This window comes from Salmonella enterica subsp. diarizonae (genome assembly GCF_008692785.1).
GTDB lineage: Bacteria > Pseudomonadota > Gammaproteobacteria > Enterobacterales > Enterobacteriaceae > Salmonella > Salmonella diarizonae.
In genome coordinates this window covers 1-17,006 of sequence record NZ_VXJV01000002.1, presented here as the reverse complement: position 1 = coordinate 17,006, position 17,006 = coordinate 1, and the positions used below count along the sequence as shown (strand labels likewise).

Annotated in this window: 16 protein-coding genes and 2 pseudogenes; 6 read left to right on the top strand and 12 right to left on the bottom strand. The window is 39.7% G+C overall.

Annotated features, from left to right (window positions below; genetic code table 11):
• The first annotated feature begins 144 nt into the window (after positions 1–144).
• The 4 genes from F4V72_RS03960 to F4V72_RS03945 all read left to right on the top strand — a co-directional run bounded on the left by F4V72_RS03960 (position 145) and on the right by F4V72_RS03945 (position 5,596).
• A complete protein-coding gene (locus tag F4V72_RS03960) occupies positions 145–1,092 on the top strand; it encodes an omptin family outer membrane protease (protein WP_023247945.1) in 948 nt (315 codons plus the stop codon).
• A gap of 245 nt (positions 1,093–1,337) precedes the next feature.
• A complete protein-coding gene (locus F4V72_RS03955) occupies positions 1,338–4,514 on the top strand; it encodes an SET domain-containing protein-lysine N-methyltransferase (RefSeq protein WP_150342426.1) in 3,177 nt (1,058 codons plus the stop codon).
• Positions 4,515–4,972: 458 nt separating this feature from the next.
• Positions 4,973–5,269 (top strand): hypothetical protein, encoded by a 297-nt coding sequence (locus tag F4V72_RS03950; protein ID WP_023247943.1) that lies wholly within the window; start codon positions 4,973–4,975, stop codon positions 5,267–5,269.
• A 15-nt stretch (positions 5,270–5,284) separates the two neighbouring features.
• Complete coding sequence (locus F4V72_RS03945; protein WP_023247942.1) at positions 5,285–5,596, top strand: E3 ubiquitin--protein ligase; 312 nt, start codon at positions 5,285–5,287, stop codon at positions 5,594–5,596.
• Between the two features lie 78 nt (positions 5,597–5,674).
• Here F4V72_RS03945 and F4V72_RS03940 read toward each other — a convergent pair.
• Positions 5,675–5,749, bottom strand: a pseudogene (locus F4V72_RS03940) (isocitrate dehydrogenase); the annotation flags it as partial.
• Between the two features lie 62 nt (positions 5,750–5,811).
• Between F4V72_RS03940 and F4V72_RS24310 the strand changes: the two are divergent.
• Positions 5,812–5,910 (top strand): hypothetical protein, encoded by a 99-nt coding sequence (locus F4V72_RS24310; protein ID WP_219914862.1) that lies wholly within the window; start codon positions 5,812–5,814, stop codon positions 5,908–5,910.
• A gap of 271 nt (positions 5,911–6,181) precedes the next feature.
• Here F4V72_RS24310 and F4V72_RS03930 read toward each other — a convergent pair whose 3' ends face one another.
• The 3 genes from F4V72_RS03930 to F4V72_RS03920 form a co-directional block, all read right to left on the bottom strand.
• Complete coding sequence (locus tag F4V72_RS03930; RefSeq protein WP_170876552.1) at positions 6,182–7,303, bottom strand: acyltransferase family protein; 1,122 nt, start codon at positions 7,301–7,303, stop codon at positions 6,182–6,184.
• A gap of 293 nt (positions 7,304–7,596) precedes the next feature.
• A complete protein-coding gene (locus F4V72_RS03925; protein ID WP_053509480.1) occupies positions 7,597–8,715 on the bottom strand; it encodes a hypothetical protein in 1,119 nt (372 codons plus the stop codon).
• A 19-nt stretch (positions 8,716–8,734) separates the two neighbouring features.
• Entirely contained in the window at positions 8,735–9,706 is a 972-nt protein-coding gene (locus tag F4V72_RS03920; RefSeq protein ID WP_136058233.1) for a hypothetical protein, read from the bottom strand.
• A gap of 143 nt (positions 9,707–9,849) precedes the next feature.
• Here F4V72_RS03920 and F4V72_RS03915 point away from each other — a divergent pair, with 143 nt between their 5' ends.
• Positions 9,850–10,878: a WavE lipopolysaccharide synthesis family protein gene (locus tag F4V72_RS03915; RefSeq protein WP_023247937.1), complete on the top strand. Its 1,029-nt coding sequence runs from the start codon at positions 9,850–9,852 to the stop codon at positions 10,876–10,878.
• A gap of 32 nt (positions 10,879–10,910) precedes the next feature.
• Here F4V72_RS03915 and F4V72_RS03910 read toward each other — a convergent pair whose 3' ends face one another.
• The 8 genes and pseudogenes from F4V72_RS03910 to F4V72_RS03875 form a co-directional block, all read right to left on the bottom strand.
• On the bottom strand, positions 10,911–11,768 hold the full coding sequence (locus tag F4V72_RS03910; RefSeq protein WP_023247936.1) for a glycosyltransferase: 858 nt from the start codon (positions 11,766–11,768) through the stop codon (positions 10,911–10,913).
• Positions 11,765–12,520 (bottom strand): ABC transporter ATP-binding protein, encoded by a 756-nt coding sequence (locus tag F4V72_RS03905; protein WP_023247935.1) that lies wholly within the window; start codon positions 12,518–12,520, stop codon positions 11,765–11,767. The genes F4V72_RS03910 and F4V72_RS03905 overlap by 4 nt, the downstream gene beginning before the upstream one ends.
• 2 nt (positions 12,521–12,522) lie before the next feature.
• Positions 12,523–13,323: an ABC transporter permease gene (locus F4V72_RS03900; protein WP_079796784.1), complete on the bottom strand. Its 801-nt coding sequence runs from the start codon at positions 13,321–13,323 to the stop codon at positions 12,523–12,525.
• Positions 13,316–14,020 (bottom strand): glycosyltransferase family 2 protein, encoded by a 705-nt coding sequence (locus F4V72_RS03895; protein WP_023247933.1) that lies wholly within the window; start codon positions 14,018–14,020, stop codon positions 13,316–13,318. The genes F4V72_RS03900 and F4V72_RS03895 overlap by 8 nt, the downstream gene beginning before the upstream one ends.
• Positions 14,017–15,561, bottom strand: coding sequence for a phosphotransferase (locus F4V72_RS03890; protein WP_023247932.1), 1,545 nt, complete (start codon positions 15,559–15,561; stop codon positions 14,017–14,019). The genes F4V72_RS03895 and F4V72_RS03890 overlap by 4 nt, the downstream gene beginning before the upstream one ends.
• Positions 15,558–15,932, bottom strand: a complete 375-nt coding sequence (locus tag F4V72_RS03885) for a capsule biosynthesis phosphatase (protein WP_023247931.1) — start codon at positions 15,930–15,932, stop codon at positions 15,558–15,560. The genes F4V72_RS03890 and F4V72_RS03885 overlap by 4 nt, the downstream gene beginning before the upstream one ends.
• A gap of 12 nt (positions 15,933–15,944) precedes the next feature.
• Positions 15,945–16,739: a hypothetical protein gene (locus F4V72_RS03880; protein WP_129382405.1), complete on the bottom strand. Its 795-nt coding sequence runs from the start codon at positions 16,737–16,739 to the stop codon at positions 15,945–15,947.
• 27 nt (positions 16,740–16,766) lie between these two features.
• Positions 16,767–17,006: pseudogene (locus F4V72_RS03875) on the bottom strand (NAD(P)-binding protein); the annotation flags it as partial.

Below are 17,006 nucleotides of genomic sequence, written 5' to 3'. Positions count from 1 at the left end.
TACCTGACACATAATAGTCCATCAGTAAATCAACCCCCAATATTAAACAAAAGGTAAACAAAGCAGTGAGCCATTATTGACTAATTGATCTGGATAAAAAGAATATCTACCTGATAATTAACTATGACGAATGGAGTCATCTTTATGCGTTTAAAACTTCTGGGAATCGCTCTCACCGCCCCTGTGGCATTCAACTCTTTAGCCTCAACCGAATTCAATTTCCTTACCCCTGAAAAGGTAAGCACGGATATCAGTTTAGGAACGCTAAGTGGAAAAACAAAAGAACGCGTTTACGACCCAGCAGAAGGCGGGCGGAAAGTTAGCCAACTTGACTGGAAATACAATAACGCTGCAATTATTAAAGGTGCAATCAACTGGGATCTGATGCCATGGTTATCTGTCGGCGCTGCCGGATGGAGTACAATCGACAGCCGTGGAGCCAATATGGTTGATAAGGACTGGCAGGATGCCAATCACGCCGGAACATGGACAGATGAAAGTAGACATCCTAATACACGTCTTAATTACGCCAATGAATTCGATCTGAATGTTAAAGGCTGGTTTTTAAATGAGCCAGACTATCGACTTGGTCTTATGGCTGGCTACCAGGAAAGCCGTTACAGCTTCAATGCCACCGGGGGTACCTATATTTACAGCGAGAATGGCGGTTTCCGGAATGAAACTGGGGCATTCTCTGATGGAGAAAGAGGGATAGGCTATAAACAACAATTTAAAATGCCTTATATCGGTCTTACGGGTAACTACCGTTACGATAACTTTGAGTTTAGCGGCGCATTTAAATACAGCGGTTGGGTAAAGGCATCTGATAACGATGAGCACTATGCCAGGGCGCTCACTTTCCGTAGTAAAGTTAAAAACCAGAACTACTACTCTATTGCAGCAAACGCGGGTTATTATGTTACTCCTAACGCGAAAGTGTATGTTGAAGGAACATGGAATCGCATCACCAACAAAAAAGGGGATACTACGGTTTATGACCGCAGCGATAATACCTCTGAACACAGTAAAAACACCGCAGGTATTGAAAATTATAACTTTATGACCACTGTCGGTCTTAAATATACCTTCTAAACACGTTCGTCGGGCCACTCAGCCCGACGGCTTAAACGATTGATTATTCATTACGAATAAATCTACTTTTAAATCATTAGCGTCTGCGAATATCAAATAGCGACCTGAGGCTCCCCTTTTTGGCATAACCGACCAGGCTGGAGTACATGAGATCTGATGGTCATAATCTAAAAGCAAAAAATAATGAGCGATGGTAGCGTCCCCTTGTTAACCTTAAAACCAGATAAGCACCACCAGGAGGCGCTATGCGGGGTATCGGGGCCGTCACTCATCTTTCCTCACCGACAGGTAGCAGCGCCCCTTGCCCTGACTTCAGCGGGATGTGGAATAGCATCAGGGACTGGTTCTCACTGCCCGTTCAGGATGAGGCCGCACTGTGCTTTCACGTTTTTTATCAGCCGGATGAAGGAACGTCGCTGCCGGACAGGCTGAAGCACTTTTTAAGACTGAAGGCGCTGGCGTCTCCGGGACGGCAGGATAACTTCACCGCAGAGCGAATACTCGGTACCGGTGAAACCATCTGCATGATAGCCTCCGGTAAAAGCAGCGACCTTCCCTCCGTCACACTTCACCTGAGCGACCAGGAATGGCACACGGCGCAGCCTCAGGAAGCAGTAGCCCCGTTAGCAGAGGCAACAGAAAGCCCCGGAAGAGGCCCAACAGGCCCCCCCATTACACGTACGCAGATACAGACATGGCTGGACCTGCCGCAGGAGGCAAAAAGCGACGCTGGCGGCTGGAGAAAATGGGCCCAGGCGCAGGGGGTTACTCTCGGAAGTGCCGCACTCTATCTGACCAACACTGGGCTGACCCCCTATGGCAGGGAGCGATTACACCCTCCCAAAGAGAGAGGCCGCCCTATCACTGTCGGCCAGATCCAGACGTGGCGTGACCTCTCTGAGGAGGCGCGCAGTGCGGCGGGCGGCTGGGTAACATGGGCACAAGCCCAGGGGATCTCTATCACCAGCGCCAGAAAACATCTGACAAACATGGGACTGACATTCTATGGCATGGAACGGCTACAGCATCCTAAGGAGAGGGGGGCCCCCATCACTAAGGCGCAACTCCTGACGTGGTTTAACATGTCACAGGAAGAGCACAACAAAGCAGGCGGCTGGATAACATGGGCACAGACGCAGGGAATAGCAACCAGCAGCGCCAGGAGCTGTCTGACAAACACAGGGCTGACTACCCGCGGCATGGAACGACTGCAACTTCCCGAAAAGAGAGGGCTCCCCATCACGGACCGCCAAATTCAGGCATGGAAGGACCTGCCGCAGGAGAAGAAGCACGAGGCAGGCGGCTGGACTAAATGGGCACAGGCGCTGGAAATCTCTATCACCAGCGCCAAAAAATATCTAACAAATACCGGGCTGACCCCTCGTGGCATGGAGCTGTTACGGTCCTCCGGAGATAAAGTCGCTCCCATCACTGAGTCGCAGCTCCTGACGTGGCTTAACATGTCAGCGCAAGAACACAGCGAGGCAGGCGGCTGGATAACGTGGGCGCAGGCGCAGGGGATAACAACCAGCAGTGCCAGAAAATATCTGACAAACACCGGACTGACCCCCCGCGGCATGGAACGATTGCAGCACGCCGAAGAAAGGGGCCGCGCCATTACGGACAGACAAATTCAGGCATGGCGAGACCTACCGCAGGAGACAAAACTTGAGTCAGGTGGCTGGAAAGCATGGGCGCAGACACAGGGGATACCTCTCAGCAGTGCCGGAAACTTTCTGACAAACACCGGACTGACTCCCTTTGGTATAGTTCGTCTGCTGCCGCCCGAGGAAAGGGGGACTCCTATTACAAATGCACAAATTCAGGCCTGGCGGGATCTGCCGCAGGAAGCGAAAAAGGAGGCTGGCGGCCGAATAAAGTGGGCTCAGACGCAGGGGATAGCTATCAGAAGTGCCGAAAACTTTCTGACCAACACCGGGCTGACTCTTTTTGGTATAGAGCGCCTGCTACCGCCAGAAAAAAGAGGAACGCCTATTACAAATGCACAGATTCTGGCGTGGCAGGAGCTGTCGCAGGAAGCAAAAAACGAGGCAGGCGGTTGCATAAAGTGGGCACAGGCTCAGGGGATAACCATCAGTAGTGCCTGCAGCTATCTGACAAACACAGGACTGACCCACCATGGCAGGAAACGGCTGCAGCCACCCGAAGAGAGGGGCTCGACCATCAGCCAGGCGCAACTCCTGGAGTGGTTTAATATGTCACAGGAAGAGCGCACAAAGACAGGCGGCTGGAGAAGATGGGCGGAGGCACGGGGAATAACCTTCAGAAGTGCCGAAACCTTTCTGACCAACAGCGGGCTGACCCTCTTTGGTATAGAGCGACTGAAACCGCCCGGAGAAAGAGGCGCTCCTATTACAAATGCACAGATTCGGACATGGCGGGACATGTCGCAGGAGGCGAAACGCGAGGCGGGAGGCTGGATAAAGTGGGCGCTGGCTCAGGGGATAGCCATCGGCAGCGCCAGTGGTTATCTGACAAACACAGGACTGAAGTATAATGGCATATTGCGACTGCAGCAGTCGCTGTCTGCTACCGTCACGAGTGACAGTCAACAAACATCGATGTCCGCAGGCGCAAGCGATGAGATAACCGCCAGCGTGGGTATCCTCCCGGAGCGCAGCGGGGAAAAACGGTCGCTTCCCTCGACCAAAGAGGATATCTCAGCCCCGCCGGCAAAACAGATCAAGAAAGAGGAAGACGCCGTGACCTGGCAAACACACCAGATAAACAATAACCTGCCCATTCTGCAGCACTGGCGTGACCCGACGATATCGGTGATGGCGCAAGCGGAAGGCAGGATTGAAACCTTACAGGTTACACGGTGGGGGCCTCTTTTTAACCCATTACCCCGGCAGATAAAAGCCAGAATTAATCAGGATATTCGCTGGTTTCTGCAAAATGAAGGAAGTCATGATGCGCGAATGAATGCCATGATGTCCGTCGCTATTCCCCTTGATGACAGCGACGGTTACAGAGGGCGTACAGTCTACGCGCGAACCGATCTGACGGCATTTACCGTACTGGGCCCCTACTCCGGCCGCCTGCTGGACAGTGAAAAGGTACGGTGTGAATACGAAAAAGAATATGGGAAGGAAGCCGGTAATTATTATTTTGCCACGCGAAGCCAGGAACGCATTGTATCCGGCTTCCCGCAGGGAAATCTCCTCAGCCTGCTTAACAGTCCGGTATTTACCCATCGGACGGCGGAAGCAGAAGTAAGACAGAACGTCAGCGCGGTGCTTGTCGGGAAGAATATCAACTTTTTCCTCACCACACGCGACGTCCACGCCGGGGATGAACTGTGGTTTGATTACGGGCCGGACTACCAGCATTTTGAGCCAGGTGAAACGCTACGCCCAACGCAGGTAAAGGAGGAGCCGCCTTCTTCGGAAGGAGAATAAAATATCCTTTTGCCACTCTTTGATTATCAAAACCCGGTGTTTGGTTTTGGGGAAGAGTATGCGGCACGCTGCAAGTGATTTTAAATGCCGTGTGTTATCTAGGGTTATTAGACACATTGTTGGCTTTTTTACGCCTGTTTTCTGTACGGGGAAAATGTGGGGAGTTATCCAGGAAAAAACCGCTACCCCGTTATTAACTACAATACATAAATTCAGCAATCACATCGCCGTACTAATGATCCAGAAAAAGGTCTTTTTTTGAGAGACAAAGGCCGTAAGTATAAGACATAGTATGTTTTTTATACTTAATGCAGACGAAATTATGTTTAACATAAACAACTTACGTTCTACTATCAGAACTGGGCTCCCCCTCCCCTCCAGCACAGAAACGCCGTCGCCGGAGGAAAGTTAGCACGTTTTTTTCTGAGGAAAACCAGACGGAAGCGTGGAATTGCCTGATGGAACTTTGTCCCCCTCAAGCAATAGTACCAGAAAATATCAGCAGTACGTTTAACCGCCTGAGAGAATTGGCTTTTCCGGCGCTGATGGACAACATTCAGAGCCACACAGAGGGATTAAATCAGGTTTGTATCCTGGATACAGACAGCCGAGAAGCGTTAGTACTCATCATTGAACCTAACCATTATACCATTACATGGGACGGGGTCACGATGATGTATAGCTATGATATCGCTCATCCACAGGCGGGTAGCGCTATTTCCGACACGGTGCTGTTGTCCTCGTTGGATAAGTGAAACTATCTGGTCCGAATGGCTGAAGACAAACAGTTTCGGGAATGGTTTACACTATGGGAACCATGGCATAAAGTCATTGAGCGGATAGCACCAGAAATCTGTACTGAAATTAGCACTGAGAAAAACCGAATTGTGGAGACAGGGGAATTCATCGCCCGCGTCAGCGATGAACTGAGGTTACCAGACAGAAGTGATGATATCGCGGTCGATGCAACGGCTGGCGTAAAAGTGATGAGGGAGCTCAACCTGCGCCTGTTCAACTCCGCGACTGAACGCGTGCTGGCTAAAACAGACCAGGAACATCTTTTGAAGCCACAATGGGCATAGTGAGTTCTCAGCCAGGTAAGAAGACCATAAAAAACGGGAGCCCACCGGCTCCCGTTCTTGTTTAACCCAGGTTCTGAATTACATGTTTTTGATGATTGCGTCGCCAGACTCACTACATTTCAGCAGCTTAGCGCCTTCCAACAGGCGTTTAAAAACATGTCGCGAAGCAACTATGTCCGCCACTACTACGTGGATTATGGGAATTAAAACAAAAAATACCGCCATTACCTTTTGCTACGCTCCGGCAAATCACAGTAATGATGGGGTTAGAATTTAGCTCTTTATGGTGGCTTATCATGGGTTTTTCCACATAGTAATTTACGGAAGTTCAACTTTCTAAGGTGATATTCAGGAGTATCTTCTGTAGGATTATATTTGGCGTAATAATTATTCATCTTCTTCCGTTGATAGAATTATTTCTTCTCTCCAGATCCGCAAAGGTGCTGAGCTGAAAATAACTTAAATTGAACGCTCTATATAAAAATGCAGGAGGGAGGGATAACCTACTCAAGCTGATTAGTCAGGTCATGATGCTGATGATCGCTAAATGTGAATGACTCAATTATACGGGATATTTACAATTTATTATGAAACAAATTTATTTTCCACTTTCGCATGAATAAAATACGCCAAAATCAGCACAAAGGGCAATGGCATAAAAACAACCAGAGATCTAGGGAGAATATTTAAATTTATCATCATTCCAATTATAAAATACCCAGCATACGAGTGACACAGATAAAGCGGATAACTGATATCACCTAAGAGTTTCAGACTTTTATTATATGATATTTTATCATTGATAGCATATAAAAATGCAAATACCACAATCGCTAAACCAAACCAACTAAATGTAGTTACTGTTGATATATAAAATGCAGGTCCTGCAAGATGCATCGTTATATATACAAACATATAAAACTGAAGTATAACTGCAAACACTAACCTTTTAATATCGATCCGCCCTCTCGCATAAAGAGAAAATGTCGTCCCAACCAACATAAAAGTGGTTAAATAAATAGCTTTTATTAAAAATCCGACATTTATAACCTTCAAGAAAACTGAAACTTTATCAATATGATGAGATAACCAGACTACTGATACGCTTAAAATAAGTGATAACAAAAGCACATCACTCAATGATATCTTTTCTTTCCTTCTAAAGAGGAAGGATATCCTGAAAAAAAATAACGTAGATAAATAAAATAATACTTCAATCGCAAGAGTCCAGGCTACTGGATCCATTGATATAGTATCTTTAACATACTGAGAAAGGCCCATACTAAAAATACTTAATATTTTGTCTAAACCGTAGTGATAGTCTTTCCCTGAATAATGAAAAATGCAGAACCCCAAGAATACAAAAAACAAATTAATGATACAAACAATAAAATATGTTGGGTATAGCCTAAAGAATCTTTTTTTAAGGAAAGTCGTTACAGTATACTTTTCAATTGAAATTGGAATTAAAAAACCACTAATTAAAAAGAATGTAGCGACACCAAAAATTGAAAGGAAGCCAGGAAACTCGACAGGAATAAAATCAAGTATAATTCTTGGAAAGCTTAAATTTTTCGCCTTAGGTATATTTAGTACAGATGAAATAAAGTCATTAGAAATAAAGAATGATGCTGTGTAATGTGAAAATAGCACACACAATGCGGCTCCTCCCCTCAAATAGTGAGCGAACAGAAACTTGTTATTCATAATTAATAAAATAATTCCCCATAAAAGTAATAGCGACAGCATTAAAATCCTATTCTAATAGGATTTTGGCCCAGATGATTTATGCATAGCATATAAGATATTAGCATTCGCAATTTCAGTATTTCTCCTTGATACCGAAGTTACAAATAATAGTTTTTATACTCAGCGATAATGGCTGGCGCTGGAGCAATTCCCGGCCCCTCAGATGCAGAAGACTGGTGCACAAACTGTATTCATTGAAGGCGGTAAAATTATCAACAAAAAGAAACCCAGTATAATTATTAAATACATTATTATCTGAATTTATTTAGGATGAAATTAACAGGTATCTTAACAATCACTCGGCATAGGCGATAAGCTAAAGACACTATATGTTTAATTTTCAAAACATCGAGATGATGATTTATAATATGTACCTCCCATCTGGTATCAGTCGCATCCAGTAAGCGATTTTTAATCGTTGCATTTATTCCGAAAGAGTGTTCTTGCGAGGAACAAAGAAAAACTGGCTGAATCAATTCAATTAATTTATTGTGATACTTCATGCGTCCATGATATTCAGAGCGCATCATCGTAATATGAAGCTTATCGAATAATTCTGCAATTCTCTGATAATTATCACGAGTTACAATTGCGCCAGCCATTTCCAAAACACCAAAATTCCCTTTAAATGTTTTATAGTATTTATCAAGATACCCTTCGTCTATGTTTTTCACAGCATCCAAAACATTGATAATATCATAACCATACTTTTCATTATTCAAGAAAATAAAAGCAAGATATGTCTGTATTTCAAATAGATTTTCTCCACAATTCAATTTCGCTTTTTTTACCAATGAAAAGATCCCGTCAAATGAATGAAACATATCATTCAGGATACTTTTGTCATAAACCCATACAAAGTGTTCTAAAAAATACTCATTAGGTTCAGTATCAAGCAATCGTGCTGTATTTTCTACAACTCCAGTCAGAAAAGGAGATGTAACTTTACGCTCAGATAAACGTGAATATGCCAGAAAAGGATTTGCAATAAAAGTCTCAATAATGTCAGAAACTCTTCCCGGCCTAATCATCATACTTTCTGAGTCTATAACTATAGAATACTGTTCTGGTATATGTGCAACAGTAAGAAGTTTTTTCAAAGTCTGATAAGAAAATTTACCATAATCATTTAATAACTCGATCGATGTTAAATCAATTCCATTCTTTTTTAGTAATGTATCAAATGAAAATATTGTAATATTGAGATTACTATACTTTGATGTTATATCATATAACTGATCTACGTTTTTTTCTTCTGTCGTGAAATATATATTTATCTCTTTATCTAAAAGATATACATCGAGACTTCTCAAATACTTTTCAATAAAAAAAAGATGTCCGTCAAATGTTGGTGTAATCAAAGCATACATGTGGAACCTTTTACTCCCTTTAGTTTTGATTTAAAATAGTTTTAGCAACGCGCTTCAAATAACGGATAAAAAGAGACCTAACAGGCAGATTTACTTGCTTAGTATTGCTATGTATATCAAGGCTGCCCTTCTGAGGTGGGAATGCCAAGAGTAATTCATTACTTACTTTTACAGTAGTAGAACGTAAAATTTCATATACAATATCTATTGTATTTACGGGAATTTTATTAGAAAGAGATAGATGATAATATAGTACTGTTTCCGGGTGACATACTGGCACACCAATTTTATTATAGAATGATAAATTCTCATACAGAGTTAATAATTTAATAATATTATCAAAGCTTGAGTATATAAATTGATCAGAAAAGACCACTGTATTCCATGGTATCAACTCACCTCGCTCAACATTCTTATAATAGCAAGCAAAGTATGGTTTAGGCTTTTCCCCAAACAAAAAGTTTCCGCCATGAGTCGGAACTGATATTTTTTTTCTATCACATACAGAGAGATCGACTATATCGTAAAAAATTAGATCGGGACGAGTAATTAAAACTGATTCGTATTCGATATTGTTTTTTTCACAATAGCGATTAAGCATTTTTACTGAATTACTCATGTTCCAGTAAAGTGAATAAAATCTTTCAATAGGTAGAACCGGGCTAAATATATTTTTTGACTCTTCCATAAAGAAATTACGGTTATACTTATTGATGCTAAACTCAACAAGGAAATCCTCGTAAATACTTCTTAACAAAGTTTCTGTTATTAAACCACCTTCTGAATCCCATTTTACAGCATTTTTATTTTTTTCATTGTTTACATTTTCCATATTAATGATATTCGATGTGCCTTCATTTTCATAGCAAAAAATAAACAAATCAGCATTATTAACCATAAGTATATTCTTAATTAAATGTGGCGCAGTATCCTTAAATGTCCTCATGTAACCATATAATATAACTGCTGTTTTTTTCTTTATCGGATCCATTAACTAATCCCACCCTATTCCAAGTATTATAAAAATGCCGCACGCAAAGATATTTTTATTTTAACCTCAGCGATTCAGACTATAACTTGATTATTCCACAATGTTCACTTATATTGTTTTACAAATTACCCATGGAGTATAGCATGAATAAAATCAGTATAGTTATCGCTGGGCCAGCATATAGAGAATTTGATATTTATTACTCTATCAAGTTACTTCGAACTCATTTCCCCGAATCAGAGATTATTCTTAGCTCAAATGACCATTTACTATTAACACATGCTAACCGATTAGGCGTTTTTGATAAAATTGTTACTGTTGAAAATTCTGGGGAATTACCAAGCCTAAAATTTGAATCAGTGTCTGATAGAGGTCAACCTATTGTTTGCAATAACATAAACAAGCAAATAAAGACATCTCTCCACGGAATACTTGAAGCAAGCCATGATCTTGTATTAAAAATAAGAACCGATCAGATTTTGATGCAGAATCATATCATATCACTATGGAATTTAATAAAAGATATTCCTAACGATAATAAAAAAACAAAAGGTCGAATAATTACATCCAGCATTTTCTCAATAAACCCAAGATTTAGTGAGCGGATGCCTTATCATATAAGTGATATGCTTCAGTTCGGGTTTAAAGAAGACCTAATTCGGTACTATTCAGCGCCAGAATATCCTTTCGATTATTCTGTATGGTATGAAACTCACATATATGCTTCTCACAGCAATCGTAACGAAAATATTTTTCGTTCCAGGTATGCAGTAGAACAGTGGCTTACAATGAATTATATTTTTGGTGTTAATACGCCCTTTCCAATTAAATACCACAATGATATATCGCATAAAATCATCAAAGATTTTGAATATATCTTTCCTGATTTTTTTATTATCGCCCATCCAAAAGATATTTCACTTCGCGCATCTAAATTCAATTCAGCAATGAATTATGTCAATAATCAGTGCTATTCGACTTATGACTCATTGATGTTTTTGAAAGAAAAATACAAATTAAGCGAGCACATTCTAAGTAATTATAAAGCCATGGGGTTGAATAAAAAAATATATAAGCACTTAAATGCAATTCTTAATTCATATTTAATACATATAGTTATACGTCATTTACCAGTCAGTATACGGAAGTTTTTAAAGCGAATTTTACGTTGAGATCCATCTGGTCAATAAGCGTAAAAAATATATTACCGGAGTATAGAGTATAATTTTTTTACTATAAGTACGGGCATAAGTCTTATGATGAAATGCCCTAAGATATAGAGTACATTCTTGAGGAATCGTTCACGTCTGATTAAAATAAAACGGACTCTTTCATAAAACTCAGAGCATGCTTTTGTCAATCCTACTCGGCGCTTTAATGTTGACTCTGTGATTCTATAATCAAGCAGCACCATTTTAAGATTATGGAATCGATATCCTTGTAGGCATAATAAAAGCCAAAAAGATAAATCCTCTGATAGAACTGTATTTACAGGATACCTTAATCCTTTTTTAAAAATTGAAATATTAAACATAACAGTTGGGTGAATAAATGGAGTCATCCTGATTATATTTTTTTTAATATCATGATCACATTCATATTTATATATTATTTTATTATAAATACCAAATTCTCTACACCCGCCACCTAAAACATCAATATTTTTATTAGAATCCAAAAAATATTTTTGCAATTCAATTCTATTCAGCTTCGATACATCGTCAGAGTCCATCCTGGCAATGTATTCAAGATTAGGGTATGTTACTAATGCAAAATCTATTAGAGTGTTCATTGCCGAAGCCAGCCCTTCATTTTTTTCTCTTTTTAAGATAATAATTCTACGATCTGATTTCCCTAGTAAATTTATCAAATTTGAGATGTTGGTGCTAACAAATCCATCTATAAGTATCAACATCGCTAACTCACGATAAGACTGATTAAGAATACTTTTAATAGACAGGTACAATGGCAACTCTTTATCATTCTGATAAACCGAAAGCAAGACTGCAACTTTCGCTACAGTCTTATCAGCGATAGCGAAATCCACGCTAACCTCTATCATCCAAATTTTCTTGAGTTCACATAAAAGGTGTAAGCATCATCCACTGCCCCCACAAAGGCAATCTCACCTGCATTCAAAACAACACCCTTGTTACAAAAAGATCTCACATCATTTTCTGAATGAGATGACAATACCAATATGCCAACTGACTCAATTAACTCTTGTATTCTTTTTCTGGCTTTATCCATAAAATTAGCGTCCCCAGCACCAATTACCTCATCTAATAGAAGGATATCTGGTTTGACTGCTGTTGAAATTGCGAAAGCTAGCCGCACGGTCATACCTGATGAGTAAGTTCTGACTGGAAGATCTATAAAATCTGCTAACTCTGTAAAATCTATTATTTCTTCGCTAATAGTATTAATATATTTTTTGGGAAGCCCTAATAACATTCCTCGGGAGTAGATATTCTCTCTCCCTGAAGACTCGGGATTCATTCCTAAATTCATATCAAGCAAACTAGCAATACTGCCTTGGCTGCTAGCTTTTCCTGATGTGGGCTCATAAATCCCTGCCATAGTCTTTAACAAAGTAGACTTTCCAGCTCCATTATGCCCAATTAAAGCCAGACGATCTCCGTGCTTCAACTCGATATTTATGTCCTTCAGTGCATTAACGCTGATAGACTTAGCATTTGAAGAAATTTTCCCACCCGTTGTCAAACGAACAAAGTTAGCTTTCAGTGAGCGTGATTTTACATCAAAGATGGGATAACTCACTGAAACATTTTTGAGATTCAGATAAGCAGTCATTATTACACCCAGTACGAAATATTTTTTCTAGATTTAGCGAAGATTAAAAATCCAGCACATATATTGATAATTGAAAAAACTGTTATATAGACAATACTAGGATGCATAAAAGCAGTTGGAAAATCTACGGGCAGCAGAGGAGAACGGATGAAATCAATGAAATGGAAAAGCGGATTCCACTCAAGTAAAAATGCTTTTGAATGCATCGATTCCGTTGGAATCCACATAATTGGCGTAACCAGAAAACCTATTTGTAATACAGACATGACTATCTGGCGTAAATCCATGAAGCGAGTACAGAGACATGCCAATGTCAGTGATAAGAAGAACAGATTTATAGTTAAAATACTGAAACCAAATAAAGCCTTACTAATAGCATAAAAAGTACAAGTGCTATCAGAAAAAATCAGACAAACAACAAGAATCAACGCGTTATGTAAGAAAAAATATACATTTCTTATAATCGATTGGTAGATAAAAACACTTCTTTCTATTCTTATTTGCTTTATAAAGCTTGCACAAGCGATGAAAGAATCCGCTGATTCAATTACGGTCTGATTTATATAGTTCCATATTAAAAAACCTAGTGACAGATATAGAAGGTAATGTTTTATATCCTGGCTGAACAATGTCGAAAATACTATTGAAATAGATACTACATAGATGGCCGTACTAGCTGTTATCCAAAATGGTCCAAGCACACTGCGACGATAACGAATAATAATCTCTTGCCAGGCCATATAATTCCAGAACTGAATTTTTTTCAGTCCCCCATAAATATCTAATAGAGCCAATTTAAACATTCGTTGCACCTAAAAAATCAATATATTCGGTTGGTGTCCCCATAAAGATATGATCATCGTGCTTAACTAACTTATACCGTACACGCATTCCTTTAGCGATCATAAAATTAAACATAGGTGCAATATAAAGTTCACGTGGATCACTCCGAATCAGCTCAATGTAAGCGTTAATAAATATTTCTTTATCTTTAAACCCGTACATACCATTTGAGCATAGATCAGATATTCGCTCTTTTTCAGTTGTACGCTCTACCAAAGTGGTATTACTTTTAGGCAGCGCAAAAGACCAGTGCTCTCCTTCCCCTTTAAACACTTCCAGGTAAGCATCATTCTCTTCAGTTGCAAACTCAAAATGTTTCTTATGGGTATCTATATTAAAGATAACGATAGGTTCATTATTAGGCACCTTATCCAAGGCCAGGAAAACCGTTTCTGCCTGACCGCGGGTTTCAGCAGTCAGAACAACGACTTCGTAGTCTTTAATTCCCATATGTTGCAGTTCAGCTTTAACAAACAGTGGTGTATCGTACACATCACGGCAGATAAAAATAAATTTTTCTGACTGATAGTACTGTTCAAAAGTTTTGACTGCCCACTCAAATAAGGTTTTATCGTGTGCTTTTAATTCATATTTGGGTTTAGTGTACCCTGCTTTAAAAAAACGGCTGCTGAGCCCAGCCATTGGGATAATAATCACTTAGTTAATTCCTTGTATAAATTAATCGCTGTTGCAACAAATGCCTGTTGTCTATTTGGGTGGTCATAATGCAAAGGCAGCATAGATAAAAATAGCGTTGCGGTTAAAGCCAAAATTTCCGTATAAGAAAAACTGGACGTTTCAAATTGTTTCTTAATTAGCTTAGTTAAATCTATGCTACTTTCCGGAAGCTCCAGAATCAACGTTTCACCGTCGTCCTGTATATGGAAGCGATCAGAAACAATATAGTCATATTTACCAATCGCGGAATGCAGAATTTTAGCCAGATCGTAGCGAATATCGCCATAAATGCTTAAATTGCCGTCAAAGTCGATACCGCGCGGGTCAATGACTTTGATATCATTTTTCTTGAAGTCATAAAGAATATTACTGAAGCAGAAATCCCCATGGACAAAGGATGAACGGGATTCAGGATTGATGGCTTTATGAATTTCTGCCAAAATCTCTTTCAGCATAAAATGGTTCCCTTCGGCATCCTTAACAACGTTGCCAAAACGGGGATTAGCCGCAATAAACTCATCCAGGCGAGTTTCATTTTTACTGATAAGAGATTTATAAAAATCTACTGAAGGTCCTGGGTTACGAATTTCATAGCTGCGCTCAATAAAATGGAAGCACGAATTAATTATTTGTCCCCAGATAGCCTGCGGATGATTGCCATAAACAAATAACTCAGTCAGTGTTGGGCTATAAAGATACTCCAGCTTGTAACAATAGCCGTTATCTTCTTCACCATGACTAATCAACATTGCTGCATAATATGCCATCTCTTCCGGCACGTTACTGAACCAGTTCGCTTCCGCATGTAATTTCTTTTTTTTCTGTGAGCGTTTCTTTACAAAATATTTGTTAATTATAAGTTCGTTAAATGCCCGCTCAGTGGTCACTATTGTTTTAGAGTCATAGAAGGTGTTCAAGTGACCAAAATCCAGCCAATCGCTCCTGTGCTCTTGTACAAACTGGTTTGTTTCATTGTACTTAAAAAGGCTTTTCGTAAAGTCAAAATTGGTACTGATGAGGCTACGAATCAATAACTGCGGGTTGCCGATGCTGAGCACACCACAGAAAACGGCATCGCTGCTTTCGAAACCATCGTTTATCTTCATCCAGACATAGTTAAAATCTGAGCGAGCAGTATAGATCACATTTTTACCCATATTCTGCAAATTTACTGGGTTTCTTAATAATGTATCTCCGTAATAAATAATAACGCCATCATCGTCTTCCGCCGTACAGGCTGATGCCAGGCAAAACGCAATGGACTGACCAAGAGAAAAATTTTCATCAATCTGAATAATATTGATATTAGCTTCCGTCAGCGCCTGTTTATCCCAAGAGCCAATTGGGAAGTTTTTGGGTAGCGTCATGCAGATTTTTTCATCAGGATTTTCATTACGGATATTTTTAATTTGATAACTGTATAACCGCTTATTCCCAACAGGCAGAAAAGTAGGCGGAATTTCACCAAATTCAGCACGTAAATCTTGGTCGACATACTGTGCAGACAAAATTATAATCATTTTTCTTTCCTTAAAATCTCAACAATCTCATCATAGGAATAATTAATAAATTCACTGGGACGGATTGCTTTATCATCCACATAGAAGCCTTCATGACCACACCAAGGTTTACCCACATAAATTTCGTCGTAAGGAATGCTATTCACTTCAAGCCACTTAATAAGTATTGGCAGGGTGTTTTTATTAATCAACCCGATATTATTATTATAGGAATTCATATTACGGCTAGTATTCAATACAATCATGAAACCTTGTTCTTTATATTCTTTTAATTTAACAACAAGGTCTTTATTTACCAACGCATCTTCATAACCTCCAGGTCCTTTTCCCTTAGTTAAGGTCATGTCAATATCAATAATAATTTTTTTCATAGCTGATAGTTCTTAATTAGTTCTGTAAAAAATATGCTTTGCTATTGTGCGTAGCATAATCATGGGGACCCCAGCGAAGCAGCGTAATTTAATATAGAGGTAAATTTGCTGCTTAAGCATATCTATAAGGCTTATACAATTTGAAAATGCTCTAGCCTTTTTATTAAGCTTATAAAAAGGCTGCTTAATAAACTTTGCTTTTGCCCCATCGTTAATTAAATGATAGATCATCAACTGATCACTGACATAAGAATGCTGGCTATCAAAAAAGATAGAACCTGCCATTGTCCGGCTAAAGATAATTTTTTGCAATGGAGCCAGCATGGGCTTACCAAAAAGAAAGTTTTTCTTTAGCACATATGTAAATGATTTACTAGCCAACTGCTTCGCGGAAGCATTCTCTTTAACGTTTCCCCAGTTATCGATGTAATAATCGTTAATATATATATCATTCCGACATGTTATATTTGGAAATTTATCAAGATTAATTTCATCACCAAAAAAATAGTATGAAAAAGTATCGAATTTTATATTTCCTTTGGCATATTGGATAATATAGCCCCAGTGATGAGTTCTGTTATAGCTTTGCTCAGGATTAATAACATAAATATTGTGATTTGAGTGAAAGAATGCCAGGCATTGCTTATAACTATCCACGTCCTGTATACTGACTAAAAAACCAAATTGCTGTGTTTTATAGCGCGACAACTCTTTTATTTTATTCAATAAATCATAATTCACTTCTTTTAAAGGCACTAAAAAAATATGTTTGTAATAATCAGGCATGTGATTTTCCGGCTGGGGCACAGCCCTCGCCGGCACCGTACTCTAAATCTGATTAATTGTATGAGAATTAATAAGCAATGAAAATATATTTCCGAGTGGTGTTGTTTTAAGCTTATTCACGTAAGATTTATTTACGTATGTTACTCATATAACTCCATTCAGTTTCATTATCAGTATGAAAAATATGAGGACCATAAACGTGCACCATGATACCCGTTTGCTCATCGCGGGCATCATAAGCGTTACCACCGATGTGTGAACGTTGATCAATAATATTGACTATATGTC